The organism is Bradyrhizobium sp. 142 (assembly GCF_023074015.1).
In the GTDB taxonomy this organism is placed as follows: Bacteria; Pseudomonadota; Alphaproteobacteria; order Rhizobiales; family Xanthobacteraceae; genus Bradyrhizobium.
In genome coordinates this window covers 25,313-42,229 of record NZ_JADPKQ010000374.1, presented here as the reverse complement: position 1 = coordinate 42,229, position 16,917 = coordinate 25,313, and the positions used below count along the sequence as shown (strand labels likewise).

Below are 16,917 nucleotides of genomic sequence, written 5' to 3'. Positions count from 1 at the left end.
GCGCCGTCACCGCAGCACCACCCACGCCGGCGCGTGATCGCTGGCGCCGTCCTCGCCGCGGACCGTCTTGTCGACGCCGGCTTTGGCCAGGCGCGAGACGAGGGCAGGGCTGAGCAGGAGATGATCGAGCCGCAGGCCCGCATCGCGCGGCCAACGGTTTCGCTTGTAGTCCCAGAAGGTGTAGATTCGCTTGTCCGGATTGAGGTCACGGATCGCGTCGCACCAGCCTTGCGCGACGAGCAAGGCATAGGCCGCGCGGCTCTTTGGCTGGATCAGGGCATCCTTGTCCCACGACCGCGTCGGATAGATATCGATCGCAGTCGGCGCGACGTTGTAGTCGCCGGCGAGCACCACGGGCAGATCCTGCTCGATGAAAGTCTTTGCGTGGCGCTTGAGACGCGCGAACCAGTCGAGCTTATCGTCGAATTTCGGCCCCGGCTGCGGGTTGCCGTTGGGCAGATAGATACTGGTGACGATGATGCCGCGCACGGCGGCCTCGATGTAGCGCGCTTCGTGATCGCCAGGTTTTCCCGGCAACCGATCGCGCGTCAGCACGGGCTCGGCATTACGGGCGAGGATGGCGACGCCGTTCCATGTCTTTTGTCCACGCCACACTGCGCCATAGCCGGCTTTCTCGAGCGCCGCCGCCGGAAATTCGCCATCACTTGCCTTCAACTCTTGAAGCGCGACGACATCGGGCTTTGCTGCGCGCATCCATGCCAGCAGATTGGGCAGGCGGCGGTTGATGTTGTTGATGTTGAATGTCGCAATCTTCATGTAGAGCTGATCGCCTCGCACGTTCCGACACCGGAGAGACAATGTCCAAGTTGAACTTCGCCGCTATCGCATTTGCCGTCGCAGTCTCCGCGGCTGCTTCAGCACAATCGGCCGATCCGCGCGGCGCGTGCAAGGCGGACTACGACAAATTCTGCGCCGGCCTCGCACCGGGCGGCGGCATCCTCGCCTGCCTCAACGGCAAGCGCGATCAGCTCAGCGCGACCTGCAAGGCGGCACTGGACAGCAGGAAAAAGAAGTAAGCGGCGAGCTCCTAGCTCGGCAGCGGCGGCGGGCTTGCCGGCTGCTCGACCGGCGGGGAAGATGGCTGTTCGGCGGCCTGCGCGGCAACCGGCCGCTCCAACGGCTCCACCACATTGCCACCCTTGTAGATGCGGGCGTAGCGGCGGCCGAGGCTGGTCAGCACCTCGTAGCCGATCGTGCCGAAGTGATGCGCGAGCTCGTCGACGGTGATGCCGTCGCCGAGCAGCGTCACCAAATGGCCGCGCCGTGCCGCGTTCGGCGGCAGATCGGTGATGTCGATCGCGATCAGGTCCATGGAAACGCGGCCCGCAACGGGGCAGCGCTTGCCCGCGACGATCACCTCGGCGCCGCGCGTGCCGTCATTGGAGCTGGCGGCGCGGAAATAGCCGTCGGCATAACCGACCGCGATGATCGCGAGCTTGGTCGGCCGCCGCGCCGTCCAGGTGCCGCCATAGCCGACGCCCTCGCCACGCTCGACATTGCGGACCTGCACGATCCGCGCCTTCAGGTCCACGACCGGCTGCATCGGATTGTCGGCCTCCGGCGTCGGGTTGACGCCGTAGAGCGCGGCGCCGGGCCGTACCAGATCGAACTGAAACGGCGCACCGAGGAAGATGCCGGAGGAATTGGCGAGGGCCGCCGGTACGCCGGAGAATTCGCTGGCGATGCCGCGGAAAGCCGCAAGCTGCTTGGCGTTGACGGGGCTGTTGAGCTGCTCGGCCGAGACCAGATGGCTCATCACCAGCGTGATGCCATGATCGCCGGCATTGATGCGGGGGATGATCGCCTGCGCTTCCGCAAGCGTCAGCCCGAGCCGGTTCATGCCGGTGTCGATGTGGATCGCAGCGCCCCCGGACCATCCGGTGCGGCGGCAGAACACGTCCCACTCGGCGAGCTCGTTGAGATCGCCGATCACCGGGCGGCAGTTGATTTTTGCGTAGTGCTCGCCGGTGTTCTGAAAATAGCCGCCGAGCACATAGATCGCGGCCTCCGGCGCTGCTGCGCGTGCCGTGCGGGCCTCCTCGATGGTGGCGACAAAGAAGGTCTTGCAGCCGGCCTTGCTCAGCGCGCGGGCGACCTGCTCGGTGCCGCAACCATAGGCGTTGGCCTTGATCACCGCCGCGCATTCGGCAGGCACTGCCGTCTTCTCAAGCTTGCGCCAGTTGGCGATGATGGCGTCAAGATCGACGGTGAGCACGCCGCCGAAGGCAGCGAGCGCGGCAGCCTGATTGGCCTCCGCAGAGAGAAGGCCGGTTTGCAGGGTCATTTTCGGTTCGGACGCCATTGTCATGACGCCGTTTTACGCAAGAGGCAGGCGCTGTACAACCCAAGGAACTTAGTAGTCGCTGCGATCAGGCACCTGGCTCCCCTCGGCGAGATCGCCGAAACGGGTGACCATAGAATCGAATTGTAATGGAACAGTGCCGGTCGGACCGTGACGCTGTTTGCCGATGATGACTTCGGCCTTACCTAGCGCACGATCCATCTCCATCTGCCACTTGTGATGCTCTTCGGTGCCAAGGTTCGGCTGCTTCATGGCCAGGTAGTACTCTTCGCGGTACACGAACAGCACGACGTCGGCGTCCTGCTCGATGGAGCCGGATTCACGCAGGTCCGAGAGCTGTGGCCGCTTGTCTTCGCGGGATTCGACCTGACGCGAGAGCTGCGACAGCGCGATGATGGGGACGCTGAGCTCCTTGGCCAGCGCTTTCAGGCTGGTCGTGATCTCCGTGATTTCCTGCACGCGATTTTCGCTCCGCTTGCCCGAGCCGGACAGCAGCTGGATGTAGTCGATCACGATGAGGTCAAGACCCTTTTGCCGCTTCAGCCGGCGCGCCCGCGCCATGAGCTGCGCGATCGACAGGCCGCCGGTCTCGTCGACATAGAAGGGCAGCGACTGCAGCTCGACCGAAACTTCGCGGATTTTCTCGAATTCGACATCCGAAATGCCGCCCCGGCGGATGTGGGAGGACGGGATGCCGCTCCTTTCGGCCAAAATACGGGTGGCAAGCTGATCAGCCGACATTTCGCAGGAGAAGAAACCGACGACGCCGCCATTGGCGGCCTTCATGGTGCCGTCCGCCTGGAGTTCCGGGACATAGGCCTGAGCGACATTGTAGGCGATATTGGTCGCAAGCGAGGTCTTGCCCATGCCGGGACGGCCCGCCACGATGATGAGGTCGGAGTGCTGCAAGCCGCCCATCTTGGTGTCGAGGTCGCGCAACCCCGTCGAAATGCCGGACAGCTTGCCGTCGCGCTGGAATGCTTTCGCCGCAAGATCGACCGCGACCGTCAGGGCCTGCGAGAACTTCTGGAAGCCGCCGTCATAGCGGCCGGACTCGGCAAGCTCGTAGAGGCGGCGCTCGGCGTCCTCGATCTGCGCCCGCGGCGCGAAGTCGACGGGGGCGTCATAGGCGACATTGACCATGTCCTCGCCGATGCCGATCAGGTCGCGCCGTAGCGCCAGGTCGTAGATGGTGCGGCCGTAGTCCTGGGCGTTGATGATCGTGGTCGCTTCGGCGGCCAGCCGCGCCAGATACTGCCCGATGGTCATGCCGCCGACGTCGGTATCGGCAGGCAGGAAGGTCTTCAGCGTGACGGGTGTCGCAATCTTGCCCATCCGGATCAGGCTGCTGGCGGTCTCGAAGATCGTCTGGTGCAGCGGCTCGAAATAGTGTTTCGGCTCCAGGAAGTCGGAGACGCGGTAGAAGGCGTCGTTGTTGACCAGGATCGCGCCCAAGAGGCTCTGTTCCGCCTCGATATTATGCGGCGCGCTCCGGTAGGCCGGAGTTCCGGCATCGGGCGCGAGTTTGAGGACGTTCGAATCAGTCAGGGCCATGGTCAGACGTGCTTAACAATTTTTTGGGCGGATGCGGGGCGGCGATAAAGCGCCGACCGCGGCGGAAGCGGAAGCGAAAGCTCACCGCTATCAACCGCTCAGTTAAAATGGTGGATGACTAGTGGTCGCAGCATGCGCGGCGCTTGACGGATTTTCGTGGAATTCGCCGGGGCTGCACTGGCCGCCGCGCCGCCACGGAAAAATCCGGATCAAGTGAACCTTACGTGTCGGCGCGTCGACCTACCAGAAGCGCGCGCAACTCGGGCGCGCGGGTGGTTTGCGGCTCGGGTTCAGACCAGCAGGAGATAGACCAGCGCAATCAGAGCCGCGCCGACGCCTGTGGCGATCAGCGCGTAATCGGTGCGGAGGCCGTCCTGCACGTCGAATGAGGTTTGGGTCTCTTTGCTCATGGCGTCAGTCTAAGCCAGGGCCGACCAGACTTATGTGAAACAGATCACATCTCTCCGGATTCTTTCGGGGTTTGCGACCGGAACGGCCAGGCGGGCAGAGGGTTGTTCCCGGACACCCGCCGTCAGGCGAGACGAGGTAAGGCGATGCGGCCAGAACGGCAGCGCCAGATTTGGCGTAGCGAGGCGGGCAGCCGGCGTTGGCTGTCGGGGCTGATCGCCGCCATGGAGCAGGCCGCGCGGCCCGAAATCCGGCGCGAGCCCGTCGGAACCGAAACCCTCGCGCAGCTGCAGGCGCATCTGGCCGTCCCCGCCGCCTCCAAGCTTTTTCCGGTCTCGCGCCTGCGTCATTAGGACCTGTAGGATCTATTCACCCGCCAGTTTCAGTCTGGGCTTGGCGTCGCCCTCAATGGCGCGCAGCCGGGTTTCTTCACGCTCAATGTAGCCGCGCGTCATCGGGACCACGCCCTGGCGCCTGGCGAGCTGGATCTGGAAGTTCATCATGCCCTGCTTGCGAAACGTCATCTCGCTGGCCGCAAGGTAGAACTCCCACATCAGCGCGAAACGCTCGTCGTAGAGCTGCACAGCCTCCTCGCGCCGCGCCATGAACCGATCCCGCCAGGCCTTCAGCGTCTCGGCATAATGCAGTCGCAGGATCTCGATGTCGCAGATCAGCAGCCCCGCACGCTCGATCGCCGGGAGCACCTCCGACAGCGCGGGGATGTAGCCGCCAGGGAAGATGTATTTTGCGATCCAGGGATTGGTCGAATCCGGCCCCTGTGAGCGGCCGATCGAGTGCAGCAGCATGACGCCGTCCTCGGCCAGGAGTTCGGCGCAGCGCTTGAAGAAGGCGTCGTAGAAGCTGGCGCCGACATGTTCGAACATCCCGACCGAGACGATGCGGTCGAACCGTCCGTCGACGTCGCGATAATCCTGGAGCAGGAATTTGGCCGATCCGGCCAGCCCCTTTTCGGCGGCTCGCGCATTGGCGACCTGCAGCTGCTCGGTCGACAGCGTGACGCCAGTGACGTCGCCGCCCGTAATCTCGGCGAGATAGAGGCCGAGGCCGCCCCAGCCCGAGCCGATATCGAGCACACGGTGGCCGGGTCTTACGAGGAGCTTTGCGGCGATGTGGCGCTTCTTGGCGAGTTGTGCGTCGTCAAGCGAGGTCACCGGCGTCTCGAAATAGGCGCAGCTATATTGCTTGTCGGCGTCGAGGAAGAGCGAATAGAGCCGGCCGTCGAGGTCGTAGTGGTGCGCAACATTTCTGCGGGAGCGCGAGCGCGGATTGAATTGCTTCAGGTGCCGCGTCAGATAGCGAAGGTGCCACCAGGGCTTTGCCCACTGCGGCAATAGGTCGGGTTGATCGAGCAGGATTGCGAGGGCATCAGCTATGGTGCCGCGCTCGACGACGAACTCGCCGTCCATGTAGGCTTCGCCAAGCCCAAGTTCGGGATTGACGAGGATCTTGCGTTGCGCATCCGCAGTGGCGAAGCGGACTTCCACCGGCTCTCCGGAACCGTCGCCGATGGTGAACTTCCAACCGCTCGCGCAGGTCACCGTCATCGATCCGCGGCGGATGAATTGAGACAGGCATTTAAGCAACAAACGGTCCATGGACTCCTTCCTCTCGAGCGAACCCGAAAGATGCGACTGATCCGGCCTTCAGATCTGACGCCAAGGCGCCCGGTCGGTTCCTATGCGTTTGCATCTAAATCTACGCACTGTGCGTTTTCCCGCCACTGCGTTGTGTTCAAAGCCGATATTCGAAAATGGGTAATCACATGCTTGCGCGATGAGCCTGCTTCCATTCGCGGCTCAATCCGCTAAAAGGTGACCCGCCGCACCCGATGCCGGCTGCACCCCTCGGATTTCATGGAGATAATGGGAATGTCGAGCCGAGCGCTCAGCCTCGCAACGGTATTGCTTCTGATTGGCTTCGGCGCGGCCGATGCCGTTCTTGCGCAGGCGACGAACCTCGAGGCCGGCAAGGCTCCATCCCAGCTTTTCGCGCAGACCTGCAATGCTTGCCACAAGAGCCCCAGGGGGCTGTTGAAGACGGTAGCGCCGGGTTCGCTGCCCGGTTTCCTGCGTCAGCACTACACGACCAGCTCCGACATGGCCGGAGTGCTCGCCTCCTACCTCGTCTCCAACGGCGCCACCGACACGCGTTACCAGGCCAAGGACGGCAAGGACAAAAAGGACGCCGCCAAGGAGAAGGAAGCTGCAACCAATCCGGCACAGTCTCCTGAACATCAGGGCCGTCGCTCGCGGTCCCAGGAGGCCGCCAAGCCGGAGGGCGAGGGTGCAGCTCTGGCGCCCGAAGGTCGCCAGAAGCGCGTGGCGCGGCCGAGCGAGGAGGGCGCAAAGGATGGCGCCAAGCCAGAAGGCCAGGCCACCAACGAACAATCGCCAGAAGGCCGCAAGGCCAAACGGCTGAGCAAGCGCAGCAAGCCGGAGACCGAAGAAGCGCCGAAGACGGGTACCGCTACAGCTGCGCCGTCGGGCGACAAAAATGTTGAGCCCAAGCCTGAAACCGCGAAGGTCGATTCCGGCCATGACGAGTCCAAGCCGGACAGCGCCAAGGCGGCCGAGAAACCGGCCGAGGTGAAGCCGGAAAGCGCCAAGCTCGAACCGAGCGGCAGCGAGGCTCCAGCGCTGCGGCCGGACCCGGTTCCGGCCGTGACGCCGGCTCCGCCATCGGCTGCCGCGAAACAGGCCGAGCCGGCTGCGCCCAAACCCGCGGAGGCGGCCGCTTCCAAGCCAGCCGAGCCTGCCACCAGCAGCAGCGCTGAACCGGCGGCCGAGCCGCCGGAGCCGCCACCGCCTGCAACTGCTGCAGCCCCGGCGCCGGCTGAGTCCTCCGGCCCCCCGGTTCCCCCGATTTCGCGCTAGCAGATCTTCTGACCGGTTATGAGGTCGCATCGTGGCGGCCTCCGCATCGTCTTGACCGATAGTGGAGTGTTGCTCTAGAGTGGTGCTCTAGGAGATGCCGATGTCGGCTGACGTACGTGACGGACTATTGGCGGCAGGGCTTGCGGTGTTCGATCGCGTCGGCTTCGAAGGCGCGACGGTAGCGGCGATCCGCGCTCGGGCGCGCGCCTCCAACGGCAGCTTCTTTCATGCCTTCGGGTCGAAGAAGGAGCTGGCGGGCGCGTTGTTCCTGCAGGTGCTGCAGCACTATCATGCCGCGATGCTGGCTGCGCTCGATCCCACGCCCGATGCGGGGCAAGGGATCGATCGCCTGATCCGTGCCCATCTCGATTGGGTCGTCACCAGCCGGCGCGAGGCGCGCTATCTGTTCGAAATCGCGCGTAGCGAATGGAGCGAGGACGTCCGCGACGCCCAGCGCGCGCAGAATGCGCGCCTTGCCGAAGGCATCGAGCGTTGGCGTCGGCCGCTGGTCGAGCGCGGCGACCTGCTGCCCATGGCGCCGGTGATGTTTATCAGCCAACTCATAGGCCCGGCGCAGATCTTCTGCCGCGCGTTCCTCTCAGGACGCGATCGCGCCGATCCACGCAGCGAGGCCGACACGTTGATCGCTTGCGCCATCCGTGCGCTGCGGCCGCCCGAACGCATCAACAAATAGGGAGTTGCGTTATGAACAGCGAAGCCGACCCCGAATTCGCAGCCGTCGCCGAGCGCATCCACGCCAATGTCGGTCGGCAGGGTTTTATGAACCTGGTCGGTGCCGAGCTGTCCGAACTGTCGCGCGGTGCCTGCACGATTGCCGTGAAGCGCCGGCCGGAGCTGCTGCAGCAGCACGGTTTCTTCCATGGCGGCGTCACCGCGTTCCTGGTCGACAATGCCACGACGATCGCGGCGGCGACCTTGCGCGGCCAGCCGGCGCTAACGGCGGAGTACAAGCTGAACCTGTTGTCGCCGGCGGTCGGAGAAAAGCTGATCTGTCGGGCGAGGGTGATCAAGCCGGGCCGTCAGGTCTCGGTGGTCGCTGCCGACGTATTCGGCATCAGCGACGGCATCGAGAAGCATACCGCAACGGCGCTCGCCTCGATCGCGATGCTGAACGAGGACGTTGCCGCCAAAACGAAAAGCCCGGCCGCTTGAAACGGCCGGGCTTCATTTCGCGCATGGACGCGAGGCCTATTTCTCAGTCTCTTCCGCAGCGGGCGCCGGCTCGACGCCTTCCTGCTGGGCTTCCGGATCGAAGAATTCGCCGGCGGCGGCGATCGCTTCGGCGGCAGCATCGCGATCTTCATTGCGGGTCGAGATGTCCTCGCCGCGGTTGATGCGCTCGGCCTCGTCCTGGCTGCGCGCAACCGTTACGGTGACCTCAACCTCGACTTCGGGGTGAACGGCGACGATGATGGCGTGCTTGCCGATGGATTTGATCGGCGCGTCGAGCTGCACCTGCGGGCGCTCCAGCGCGACGCCGTCGGCTTCGAAGGCCGTGACCACGTCGCGCACCGTGACCGACCCGAACAGCTGGCCGGCTTCCGAGGCCTGACGGATCACGATGATGTTCTTGCCCTGGATCTTCTCGGCGACCTTAGACGCCTCGCCTTTGCTCTGGAGGTTGCGAGCCTCGAGCTCGGCTTTCATGCCGTCGTACTTGGCGCGGTTATCGGCGGTGGCGCGCAGGGCCTTGCCGCGCTTGAGCAGGAAATTGCGGGCATAGCCGTCGCGAACCTTCACGACTTCGCCCATGTGGCCAAGCTTGTTGACACGTTCCAGCAAAATGACTTCCATATTCGTTCTCCTTTGAAGTGCTCTGAGTTTCAGTTTTCGGGGTTGGACTTAAGAGGTTGGCAGCGGCGGCGGCTGCCGGTTACGCAGAAAGCGTTCGCGAAAGCCAAACACGGCATCCGCCAAGCCCAGGATCACCATCGCGATGACCGGCCAGCCGAATACGACCACGACGGCGTAGGTCGAGCCGAGCCAGAAAGTGCGGCTCTTCAGCGCGAGCGTAAGCGTATGCAGCACGGCGAAGCCGGTCAGCGCGTAAGCCATCATCAGCGCCGCCGTCGCGATCTGCGCGATGATCGCGAGCAGCCCGCCGGTGAAGCAGAAGGCGAGTGCGACGCAGAGCGCCGCGAGCGTCATCGGCGGCAGTTCGGCCGTCATCATGTCCGGCCAGGGGCGGCGCAGCCGGCCCGACGTTGCCGTGACCTTGGCCGAGAGCCAGAGATTGAGGGTGAGCGTCATCATGGCGACGATGGTGGCGCCGGCCGGCGCGATGCGGACCAACGCGTCGACGAACGGGCCGGCCTCGCTTGCGGCCTGCGGATCGGTGGTGCTTAGGACGCGCATCAGGCCGCGGCGCAGCGTGCCAAGGATGCTGTCGGCATCGGTGCCAAGCGTGAGCAGCGCTGCGATCGTCGTCAACGTGGCGAAGCCTGCGATCCACAGCAGGATGCGTCCGACCGGATACCACTCCATCTCGGGCGCGGCCGGCGGCTCGGTGGCGGGAGGTGTGGCGCTGGCCACGTGCCGGCCAAGCAACACCAGATGGCCGAGCCACCAGGCCGGCAGCGCGACGGTGACGGCGAAGGCAATGCAGTAGGGCAGGCCAAACAGGGCGCCGAGGCCGAGCGCAGCCGCGATCCCACCCAGGCTCGCGCAAAGCGGTCCCCAGCCGATCGAGGCCACCATCAGCGGCAGCGGTGCGAGATAGAACAGGACGAGCGAGATCAGCGCGCCCGAAACGATCGAGGCGAACATCAGGGCCGACGCGGCGCCGGCGATCAGGGCTATCAGTCCAAAGGCCATCATCAGCTGTCCCGCTCCTTCCGAGCGGTTAGAGGCGTCTCGCCCCAACCATCGGCGACCGGACGACCCGGAAGCCTTATGAGTTCAGAAATTGACGATCGGCGGCGTATCGCCGCCGATCGCATTGGTCTTAGCGAATGACGTAGGGCAGCAGACCCAGGAACCGCGCGCGCTTGATGGCGCGGGCGAGCTCACGCTGCTTCTTCGCGGACACCGCGGTGATGCGGCTCGGCACGATCTTGCCGCGCTCGGAGACGTAACGCATCAACAGCTTGGAGTCCTTGTAGTCGATCTTCGGCGCATTCGCGCCCGTGAACGGGCAACTCTTGCGGCGACGGAAAAACGGACGGCGTGCACCAGCTTCAGCCATTGATCTTACTCCGCATCCGTCGTGGTTTCAGCTTCGTCGCGCGGACGGCGCGGACCGCGGTCACCGCGGAAACCGCCTTCGCGGTCGCCACGGAAGCCGCCTTCACGCTCGCCGCGGAAGCCGCCGCCGCGGTCGTCACGCTCGCGATCGCGGTCGGCCTTGCGCATCATCGCCGACGGGCCTTCCTCGAGCTCCTCGACGCGGACGCTGAGATAGCGGATCACGTCTTCGCTGATGCGCTCCTGGCGCTCGACCTCGGCGATCGCCGCGGACGGCGCGTCGATGTTGAGCAGCACGAAATGCGCCTTGCGGTTCTTGCTCATGCGGTAGGTGAGGGAGCGTACGCCCCAATTCTCGGTCTTGGTGATCTTGCCGCCGAGACCTTCGACAATGCCGGTCATCTGTGCGGTCAGCTCTTCGACCTGCTGCGTGCTCGCGTCCTGTCGCGCGAGAAAAACATGCTCATAAAGAGGCATGGACGTCCTTTCCTCATGTTGGCGCATCGCCCGGCGTCAAGCCCTTAAGAGACCTTCGGAAAGGACTCTGGGATTAAGCTCAGAAGGCGGAAACACGGGACGACGGGCCGACTGGCCCTGCCACATCAAAATCACGAATGATTTGCTGAGACCGTCCGTTCAGCTCCCGGCCGGGGTCTGCGGATGACGCGCTTTATACGTCTTTTGGCCGGCTTGGCAAGGTTGCGGGACCAGGTTTCAGCCCAAATGGTCACGGGGGGACGTCTTCGACAGCCCAAGCGGCTTGATTTATTTGTTTGTATATCATACAAAGAAATCGATGGAGGACTACCATGGCGAAAAGGTCGATTCAGGCGCCATTTGAGACAACGGCAAGCGATCCCAAGCATGCGGCGCGGGCGACGCGGTCCGCCGGCCGAAAAATGCGTTCGCTACTGCTCGACGCGGCGAGCCCTCTGTTCAAGGAACGGGGGGTGTCCGGCACCTCGATCGCCGACATCGCGACTGCCGCCAACGCATTCCCGAGCCAGATCACCTATTATTTCCGTACCAAAGAGGCGCTGTTCGTCGAATGCGCCTGCCGCGATCTGCTGTACCTGGCACGCGCGACCGAGCAGGCGGCGCTGAAGGCGCGTTCGCCGCAGGAGTATACGCACGCGCTCGCCGAGACGGTGACGGCGAGCGATTCGATCGCCTTCTTCGCCGAGGCGCTGACGCTGACACGGCGGCGCCAGGATCTGGCGCCGCTGGTCGAGCGCACCATCGAACGCCTGCACGCCGAGGGCACACGCGCCTATGCGAGCCAGGTCGCGCGCCACGGCTGGCGTTCCCTGCGTGCACCCGATGAGAGTTCGCGCAGATTCTGGGCCATCGCCGTCGGCATCATCCTCGAAGGCTGCGCCATGGGCCGCTCGCCTGAAGAACTCTGTGGCGAGATGCTGCGCGTGCTCGGCGAGCAGGCGAGATCCACGGGCGAGGCCGCGCGCCTGCGCCTCGTCGACGACCGCGATCCGTCAACCACTTCGGATGAGGAGAATTAGGCCATGACCGCGCTTCGCATGCGTGCTCGCGACTTCCTGACCGAGGATCAGCTCATCGACGTACGTCAGCGCGTCACGTGGAAAGGTCTTGCGCTGATCGCCCATGCCTGGGGGTTGATCATCGGCGCGATGGCGCTGGTCGCATGGTGGCCCAATCCGCTGACCTATCTGCTCGCGGTCGGCATCGTCGGATCGCGTCAGCTCGGGCTCGCCATCCTCATGCATGACGGCGCGCATGGATGCCTGTCGGCCGACGAGAGCACCAACCTGACGCTGAGCCAGTGGTTCTGCGCCTATCCGATCTTCGCGGAGACAAGCGCCTACCGGCGCTATCATCTGCAGCATCACGCGCGAACCCAGCAGGAGGACGATCCCGACCTCGTGCTGTCGGCGCCGTTCCCGATCACGAAGCTGAGCTACCGCCGCAAGTTCATCCGCGACATCACCGGGCAGACCGGCTATCAGCAGCGCAAGGCGCAACTGCTCAACGCACTCGGGCCGAAGGACTGGCCGTGGCAGCAGCGTGCCGCGCATTTTTGGGAGAAGCTCGGACCCCAATGCATCTTCAACGCCACCCTGTTCGCCGCGCTGACGGCGGCCGGTGTGTGGTGGGCCTATCCGCTGCTATGGCTGGTGCCGCTTCTGACCTGGATGATGGTCATCACCCGCATCCGCAACATCGCCGAACATGCCGTCGTCCCCGACAGCAGCGATCCCCTGCGCAACACCCGCACCACCCACGCCAATTTTCTCGAGCGCCTGTTCATCGCGCCTTACTACGTGAACTATCACCTCGAGCATCATCTGTTGTTCTACGTCCCCTGCTACAATTTGCCGAAAGTCCACCGTCTGCTGAGCGAGAGCCAGCACGTCGGCCGCATGGAGGTGCAGCCGAGTTACGCCGCGGTGCTGCGGCTCGCGACCGCAAAGCCGAACCGCGACGACCGGCCGGGACAATTGGCAAGCAGCGCCCGCCGTGCGCGGGCGGGTGCCAAGGTCGGTGCGGATCAGAAGGCGGGCGGGTTTTGAGAGGCCGCATCCCGGTTGAATGCTGGTCCAGGTTCCCCATCTTGGCTTGACATCGCCGCCCCGGACAGTGTCTACGGCCCCCTTTGAGGCATGATCCGGAACCATAGCCTAGGCCGCGCGTAGTCGGCTGCCGGCTCGCGCGGGCATCATGCTCGACAAGCAGGGAGCGCCGATGACGGCAGCATTCACGTTTCCGGGGCAGGGTTCCCAGGCCACTGGCATGGGCAAGGCTCTGGCAGATGCCTTCCCAATGGCGCGCGCCGTGTTCGACGAGGTCGATTCGGCGCTGGGGGAGAAGCTGACGTCGACCATCTGGGATGGTCCGGCCGAAACCCTCCAGCTCACCGAAAACGCCCAGCCGGCGCTGATGGCAGTGTCCGTGGCGACCCTGCGCGTGCTGGAGGCGGAAGCCGGTTTTTCCGTGGGACGGGACGCAGCCTTTGTCGCAGGCCACTCGCTCGGTGAATATTCGGCGTTGGCTGCGGCTGGCAGCCTGACCATTTCCGACACCGCGCGCCTCCTTCGCACCCGCGGTCTCGCAATGCAGAAGGCCGTGCCCGTCGGCATTGGCGCGATGGCCGCGCTGCTCGGCCTCGACTACGAAGCGGCCGTGGAGGTCGCCAACGAGGCGGCACAGGGCCAGGTCTGCCAGGCCGCCAATGACAATGGCGGCGGGCAGGTGGTGGTCTCTGGCGACAAGGCGGCGGTCGATCGCGCCGTCGAGCTCGCCAAGGCCAAGGGCGCCAAGCGGGCGATGTTGCTGCCGGTGTCCGCGCCGTTCCATTGCAAACTGATGCAGCCCGCTGCGGACGCCATGGCGGAGGCGCTGTCCAAGGTCACGATCAAGGCGCCGGCGGCGCCGCTGGTATCAAACGTGCTGGCGAGCGCCATTACCGATCCCGACGACATCCGCCGCCGCCTGGTGGAGCAGGTCACCGGCACGGTGCGCTGGCGCGAGTCGGTCGCCTATATGGCGAGGCAGGGCGTCACCCGTTTCTTCGAGATCGGCGCGGGCAAGGTGCTGACCGGTCTCGTCAAGCGCATCGCGGACGGTGCCGTCGGTGTCGCCGTCGGCGGGCCGAACGACATCGCCGCCGCCAAGGATGCATTGGCCGCTGCGAAGCAGGCCTAAAAGTTTGCGCACGATCTTTCCGGAAATCCGCTGCACACTTTTCCGGATCGTGCTTTGAGGGAGTTATTGATGTTCGATCTGACTGGCAGGAAGGCGCTCGTCACCGGTGCGACCGGCGGCATCGGCGGCGCGATTGCGCAGGCGCTGCACGCGCAGGGCGCCACGGTTGCTATTTCGGGAACGCGGAAAGAAGTGTTGGATGAGCTTGCGGGCAAGCTCGGCGAGCGCACCCATGTCTTGCCGTGCAATCTGTCCAAGGCCGACGAGGTCGAGGCGCTGGTGCCTGCCGCGGAAGCGGCGATGGGGCAAGTCGACATCCTGGTCGCCAACGCCGGCATCACGCGCGATAATCTGTTCGTCCAGCTGCGCGACGAGGACTGGGAGGAGGTCATCAACGTCAATCTGACCTCGACCTTCCGCCTGGCACGCGCTGCCACGAAATTGATGATGCGCAAGCGCTTCGGCCGCATCATCGCCATTACCTCGGTGGTCGGCGTCACCGGCAATCCGGGGCAGGGCAACTACACTGCGTCGAAGGCTGGCTTGATCGGCATGATCAAGACGCTCGGCGCCGAATACGCCAAGCGCGGCGTCACCGCGAACTGCATCGCGCCCGGCTTCATCAAGACGCCGATGACGGATGCGCTCAACGACAAGCAGCGCGAAACAATACTGACCAAGGTTCCGGCGGCCCGACTCGGCACTCCCGAGGACATCGCGGCGGCCGCCGTTTACCTGAGTTCGAACGAAGCAGCCTACGTCACCGGCCAGACAATCCACGTCAATGGCGGCATGGCCATGATCTAAAGGCCTCGCTCCGCGCCCGGCAAGGGGGCGGTGCGGGATGCGGCAAACGGCCGTTTCCGAAGGAAAATGAGGCTTGTAGTCAAGGCAATTGAAGTATGATAACCGGACCTTCAACGGATGGGCAAAGAACGCCATTGCAGGTTTTTGAAACCCTGTATATTGGCGATGCGGAGCCTTGGCCGTCGTTCGCCGGGCCCCGCTTCGGTTAGTATGGGGTCAATCAAAGTTCGTAAGCGAAGGCAATAAACGACCACGACGGCTCGTATCGTCCCGGGGGGTCGGGTCTACAGGGAACAACACGAGGTTAAAGCAATGAGTGACATTGGCGAACGGGTTAAGAAGATCGTGGTCGAACACCTTGGTGTTGAACCCGAGAAGGTTGTCGACGCTGCGAGCTTCATCGACGACCTCGGCGCCGACAGTCTGGACACCGTCGAACTGGTGATGGCGTTCGAAGAGGAATTCGGTTGCGAGATTCCGGACGACGCCGCGGAAACGATTCTCACCGTCGGCGACGCCACGAAGTTTCTCGAGAAGAACGCAAAGAGCTAAGCTCTTTAATTTCGCGGGGACAACATTGAAACCGGACGGGCCGCCTACCGGCGGTCAGCCGGTTTCTTGTTATCGGCCGTGAATCTTTCGAAGCGGAGTTTTCGGATATGAGGCGGGTTGTCGTCACGGGCCTCGGCATGGTGTCGCCACTCGGCTGTGGCGTCGAGCCGACCTGGAAGCGCATCCTTGACGGTGAAAGCGGGGCGCGCAAGATCGAGAGCTTCGACGTCTCCGATCTTCAGACCAGGATCGCCTGCACCGTAGTGCGCGGCAACGGTTCGAATGACAGCTTCAATCCCGATATCTGGATGGAGCCGAAGGACCAGCGCAAGGTCGACGACTTCATCATTTTCGGCATGGCCGCTGCCGGCCAGGCGCTTGACGATGCCAACTGGCATCCCGAGACCGAAGAGGACAAATGCGCGACCGGTACCATGATCGGTTCCGGCATCGGTGGCCTGAACGGCATCGCCGATACTGCGGTCCTGTTGAAGGAACGCGGGCCGCGCCGGGTGTCGCCGTTCTTCATTCCGGGCCGCCTGATCAATCTCGCCTCCGGCTATGTCTCGATCAAACACGGGCTGAAGGGGCCGAACCATTCGGTGGTCACGGCCTGCTCGACCGGCGCGCATGCGATCGGCGACGCCGCGCGCCTGATTGCGCTGGGCGATGCCGACGTCATGGTCGCCGGCGGCGCGGAATCGCCAATCGGCCGCATCGGTATTGCCGGCTTCAACGCCGCGCGCGCGCTGTCGACCGGCTTCAACGAAACGCCCGAGAAGGCCTCGCGTCCCTACGACAAGGAGCGCGACGGCTTCGTGATGGGCGAGGGCGCCGGCGTCCTGGTCCTGGAAGAACTCGAGCATGCCCGGCGTCGTGGCGCGAAGATCTATGCCGAGGTGATCGGCTACGGCCTGTCCGGCGATGCCTATCACATTACCTCGCCTTCGCCCGACGGCGACGGCGGCTTCCGCAGCATGGTGGCCGCGCTGAAGCGCGCCGGCCTCTCGCCGTCCGATCTCGACTACATCAACGCGCATGGCACCTCGACGCCGCTCGGTGACGAGATCGAGCTCGGTGCGGTCGAACGGCTGCTCGGCAATGCCGCTTCCAGGGTCGCGATGTCCTCGACCAAATCATCGACCGGTCATCTTCTTGGCGCGGCCGGTGCGATCGAGGCGATCTTCGCCATCCTCGCGATTCGCGATAATGTTGTCCCGCCGACCATCAATCTGGACAATCCCTCGGTCGAAACTGCGATCGATCTCGTACCGCACACGGCGAAGAAGCGTGAGGTTAATGTCGTATTGTCGAATTCCTTTGGTTTTGGCGGTACCAACGCGTCGGTGATCTTCCGCCGCTTGGCCAGTTAGCTTGCGCTTGAACCGAATCCACCGATTTGCCGCATTCGGCGATAGTCATACATGTGGGCGCGTGCATTTGGCTGGACAAACGATTGTCGGGCCGCATTTGAACCGGCAGGATTCAGGTTGCTTC

The 16,917-nt window shown here is 64.2% G+C and carries 19 protein-coding genes; 11 read left to right on the top strand and 8 right to left on the bottom strand.

The genetic code is table 11. The features are described from left to right. Positions 1-6: 6 nt before the first annotated feature. The gene (locus tag IVA82_RS34260; RefSeq protein ID WP_247383907.1) at positions 7-777 is read right to left on the bottom strand and encodes an exodeoxyribonuclease III; all 771 of its coding nucleotides are present in this window, start codon (positions 775-777) and stop codon (positions 7-9) included. A 41-nt stretch (positions 778-818) separates the two neighbouring features. On the opposite strand from IVA82_RS34260, the gene IVA82_RS34255 reads away from it, so the two are divergent. After that, complete coding sequence (locus IVA82_RS34255) at positions 819-1,037, top strand: hypothetical protein (protein ID WP_247383905.1); 219 nt, start codon at positions 819-821, stop codon at positions 1,035-1,037. Positions 1,038-1,048: 11 nt separating this feature from the next. Here IVA82_RS34255 and alr read toward each other — a convergent pair whose 3' ends face one another. Then, positions 1,049-2,323 (bottom strand): alanine racemase, encoded by a 1,275-nt coding sequence (gene alr / locus IVA82_RS34250; protein ID WP_247383904.1) that lies wholly within the window; start codon positions 2,321-2,323, stop codon positions 1,049-1,051. 51 nt (positions 2,324-2,374) lie between these two features. Further along, positions 2,375-3,877 carry a replicative DNA helicase gene (locus tag IVA82_RS34245; RefSeq protein ID WP_247383903.1) on the bottom strand — a complete coding sequence of 501 codons (1,503 nt, stop codon included), beginning with the start codon at positions 3,875-3,877 and terminating at the stop codon, positions 2,375-2,377. A 554-nt stretch (positions 3,878-4,431) separates the two neighbouring features. Here IVA82_RS34245 and IVA82_RS34240 point away from each other — a divergent pair. Beyond that, complete coding sequence (locus tag IVA82_RS34240) at positions 4,432-4,638, top strand: transcriptional regulator (protein WP_247383902.1); 207 nt, start codon at positions 4,432-4,434, stop codon at positions 4,636-4,638. A gap of 12 nt (positions 4,639-4,650) precedes the next feature. Here the strand turns inward: IVA82_RS34240 and IVA82_RS34235 are convergent, their stop codons facing one another. Continuing rightward, entirely contained in the window at positions 4,651-5,901 is a 1,251-nt protein-coding gene (locus tag IVA82_RS34235; RefSeq protein WP_247383901.1) for a cyclopropane-fatty-acyl-phospholipid synthase family protein, read from the bottom strand. A 273-nt stretch (positions 5,902-6,174) separates the two neighbouring features. Here IVA82_RS34235 and IVA82_RS34230 point away from each other — a divergent pair, with 273 nt between their 5' ends. The 3 genes from IVA82_RS34230 to IVA82_RS34220 all read left to right on the top strand — a co-directional run bounded on the left by IVA82_RS34230 (position 6,175) and on the right by IVA82_RS34220 (position 8,352). Next, positions 6,175-7,179 carry a hypothetical protein gene (locus tag IVA82_RS34230; RefSeq protein WP_247383899.1) on the top strand — a complete coding sequence of 335 codons (1,005 nt, stop codon included), beginning with the start codon at positions 6,175-6,177 and terminating at the stop codon, positions 7,177-7,179. A gap of 100 nt (positions 7,180-7,279) precedes the next feature. After that, a complete protein-coding gene (locus tag IVA82_RS34225) occupies positions 7,280-7,873 on the top strand; it encodes a TetR/AcrR family transcriptional regulator (protein WP_247383898.1) in 594 nt (197 codons plus the stop codon). 11 nt (positions 7,874-7,884) lie between these two features. Further along, entirely contained in the window at positions 7,885-8,352 is a 468-nt protein-coding gene (locus IVA82_RS34220) for a PaaI family thioesterase (protein WP_247383896.1), read from the top strand. Positions 8,353-8,388: 36 nt separating this feature from the next. On the opposite strand, the gene rplI is transcribed toward IVA82_RS34220, so the two are convergent. From rplI to rpsF, 4 genes are all read right to left on the bottom strand, one after another. After that, on the bottom strand, positions 8,389-8,994 hold the full coding sequence (rplI, locus tag IVA82_RS34215) for a 50S ribosomal protein L9 (protein WP_247383895.1): 606 nt from the start codon (positions 8,992-8,994) through the stop codon (positions 8,389-8,391). 48 nt (positions 8,995-9,042) lie between these two features. Further along, positions 9,043-10,017, bottom strand: coding sequence for a hypothetical protein (locus tag IVA82_RS34210; RefSeq protein WP_247383893.1), 975 nt, complete (start codon positions 10,015-10,017; stop codon positions 9,043-9,045). Positions 10,018-10,144: 127 nt separating this feature from the next. Then, positions 10,145-10,384, bottom strand: coding sequence for a 30S ribosomal protein S18 (gene rpsR, locus IVA82_RS34205; protein ID WP_007592020.1), 240 nt, complete (start codon positions 10,382-10,384; stop codon positions 10,145-10,147). Between the two features lie 5 nt (positions 10,385-10,389). Beyond that, entirely contained in the window at positions 10,390-10,860 is a 471-nt protein-coding gene (gene rpsF, locus IVA82_RS34200) for a 30S ribosomal protein S6 (RefSeq protein ID WP_148743051.1), read from the bottom strand. A 332-nt stretch (positions 10,861-11,192) separates the two neighbouring features. Here rpsF and IVA82_RS34195 point away from each other — a divergent pair, with 332 nt between their 5' ends. The 6 genes from IVA82_RS34195 (at position 11,193) to fabF (ending at position 16,793) form a co-directional block, all read left to right on the top strand. After that, positions 11,193-11,900 carry a TetR/AcrR family transcriptional regulator C-terminal domain-containing protein gene (locus IVA82_RS34195; protein WP_247383891.1) on the top strand — a complete coding sequence of 236 codons (708 nt, stop codon included), beginning with the start codon at positions 11,193-11,195 and terminating at the stop codon, positions 11,898-11,900. Positions 11,901-11,903: 3 nt separating this feature from the next. After that, entirely contained in the window at positions 11,904-12,929 is a 1,026-nt protein-coding gene (locus tag IVA82_RS34190; protein WP_247383890.1) for a fatty acid desaturase family protein, read from the top strand. Positions 12,930-13,101: 172 nt separating this feature from the next. After that, on the top strand, positions 13,102-14,061 hold the full coding sequence (gene fabD / locus IVA82_RS34185; protein ID WP_247383889.1) for an ACP S-malonyltransferase: 960 nt from the start codon (positions 13,102-13,104) through the stop codon (positions 14,059-14,061). A gap of 69 nt (positions 14,062-14,130) precedes the next feature. After that, positions 14,131-14,868, top strand: a complete 738-nt coding sequence (fabG, locus tag IVA82_RS34180; protein WP_247383888.1) for a 3-oxoacyl-[acyl-carrier-protein] reductase — start codon at positions 14,131-14,133, stop codon at positions 14,866-14,868. Between the two features lie 312 nt (positions 14,869-15,180). Then, positions 15,181-15,420, top strand: a complete 240-nt coding sequence (locus IVA82_RS34175) for an acyl carrier protein (RefSeq protein WP_008130699.1) — start codon at positions 15,181-15,183, stop codon at positions 15,418-15,420. A gap of 107 nt (positions 15,421-15,527) precedes the next feature. Beyond that, positions 15,528-16,793, top strand: coding sequence for a beta-ketoacyl-ACP synthase II (fabF, locus tag IVA82_RS34170; RefSeq protein WP_247383887.1), 1,266 nt, complete (start codon positions 15,528-15,530; stop codon positions 16,791-16,793). Positions 16,794-16,917 lie beyond the last annotated feature (124 nt).

What these genes read in the sequence shown, in the direction of transcription:
- rplI (WP_247383895.1), bottom strand. Translation starts at nt 8,994, where the DNA reads ATGGAAGTCATTTTGCTGGAACGTGTCAACAAGCTTGGCCACATGGGC.
- alr (WP_247383904.1), bottom strand. Translation starts at nt 2,323, where the DNA reads ATGGCGTCCGAACCGAAAATGACCCTGCAAACCGGCCTTCTCTCTGCG.
- IVA82_RS34190 (WP_247383890.1), top strand. Translation starts at nt 11,904, where the DNA reads ATGACCGCGCTTCGCATGCGTGCTCGCGACTTCCTGACCGAGGATCAG.
- IVA82_RS34175 (WP_008130699.1), top strand. Translation starts at nt 15,181, where the DNA reads ATGAGTGACATTGGCGAACGGGTTAAGAAGATCGTGGTCGAACACCTT.
- rpsR (WP_007592020.1), bottom strand. Translation starts at nt 10,384, where the DNA reads ATGGCTGAAGCTGGTGCACGCCGTCCGTTTTTCCGTCGCCGCAAGAGT.
- IVA82_RS34230 (WP_247383899.1), top strand. Translation starts at nt 6,175, where the DNA reads ATGTCGAGCCGAGCGCTCAGCCTCGCAACGGTATTGCTTCTGATTGGC.
- IVA82_RS34260 (WP_247383907.1), bottom strand. Translation starts at nt 777, where the DNA reads ATGAAGATTGCGACATTCAACATCAACAACATCAACCGCCGCCTGCCC.
- IVA82_RS34195 (WP_247383891.1), top strand. Translation starts at nt 11,193, where the DNA reads ATGGCGAAAAGGTCGATTCAGGCGCCATTTGAGACAACGGCAAGCGAT.
- fabF (WP_247383887.1), top strand. Translation starts at nt 15,528, where the DNA reads ATGAGGCGGGTTGTCGTCACGGGCCTCGGCATGGTGTCGCCACTCGGC.
- IVA82_RS34255 (WP_247383905.1), top strand. Translation starts at nt 819, where the DNA reads ATGTCCAAGTTGAACTTCGCCGCTATCGCATTTGCCGTCGCAGTCTCC.
- IVA82_RS34240 (WP_247383902.1), top strand. Translation starts at nt 4,432, where the DNA reads ATGCGGCCAGAACGGCAGCGCCAGATTTGGCGTAGCGAGGCGGGCAGC.
- IVA82_RS34220 (WP_247383896.1), top strand. Translation starts at nt 7,885, where the DNA reads ATGAACAGCGAAGCCGACCCCGAATTCGCAGCCGTCGCCGAGCGCATC.
- fabG (WP_247383888.1), top strand. Translation starts at nt 14,131, where the DNA reads ATGTTCGATCTGACTGGCAGGAAGGCGCTCGTCACCGGTGCGACCGGC.
- IVA82_RS34225 (WP_247383898.1), top strand. Translation starts at nt 7,280, where the DNA reads ATGTCGGCTGACGTACGTGACGGACTATTGGCGGCAGGGCTTGCGGTG.
- fabD (WP_247383889.1), top strand. Translation starts at nt 13,102, where the DNA reads ATGACGGCAGCATTCACGTTTCCGGGGCAGGGTTCCCAGGCCACTGGC.
- IVA82_RS34210 (WP_247383893.1), bottom strand. Translation starts at nt 10,017, where the DNA reads ATGATGGCCTTTGGACTGATAGCCCTGATCGCCGGCGCCGCGTCGGCC.
- rpsF (WP_148743051.1), bottom strand. Translation starts at nt 10,860, where the DNA reads ATGCCTCTTTATGAGCATGTTTTTCTCGCGCGACAGGACGCGAGCACG.
- IVA82_RS34235 (WP_247383901.1), bottom strand. Translation starts at nt 5,901, where the DNA reads ATGGACCGTTTGTTGCTTAAATGCCTGTCTCAATTCATCCGCCGCGGA.
- IVA82_RS34245 (WP_247383903.1), bottom strand. Translation starts at nt 3,877, where the DNA reads ATGGCCCTGACTGATTCGAACGTCCTCAAACTCGCGCCCGATGCCGGA.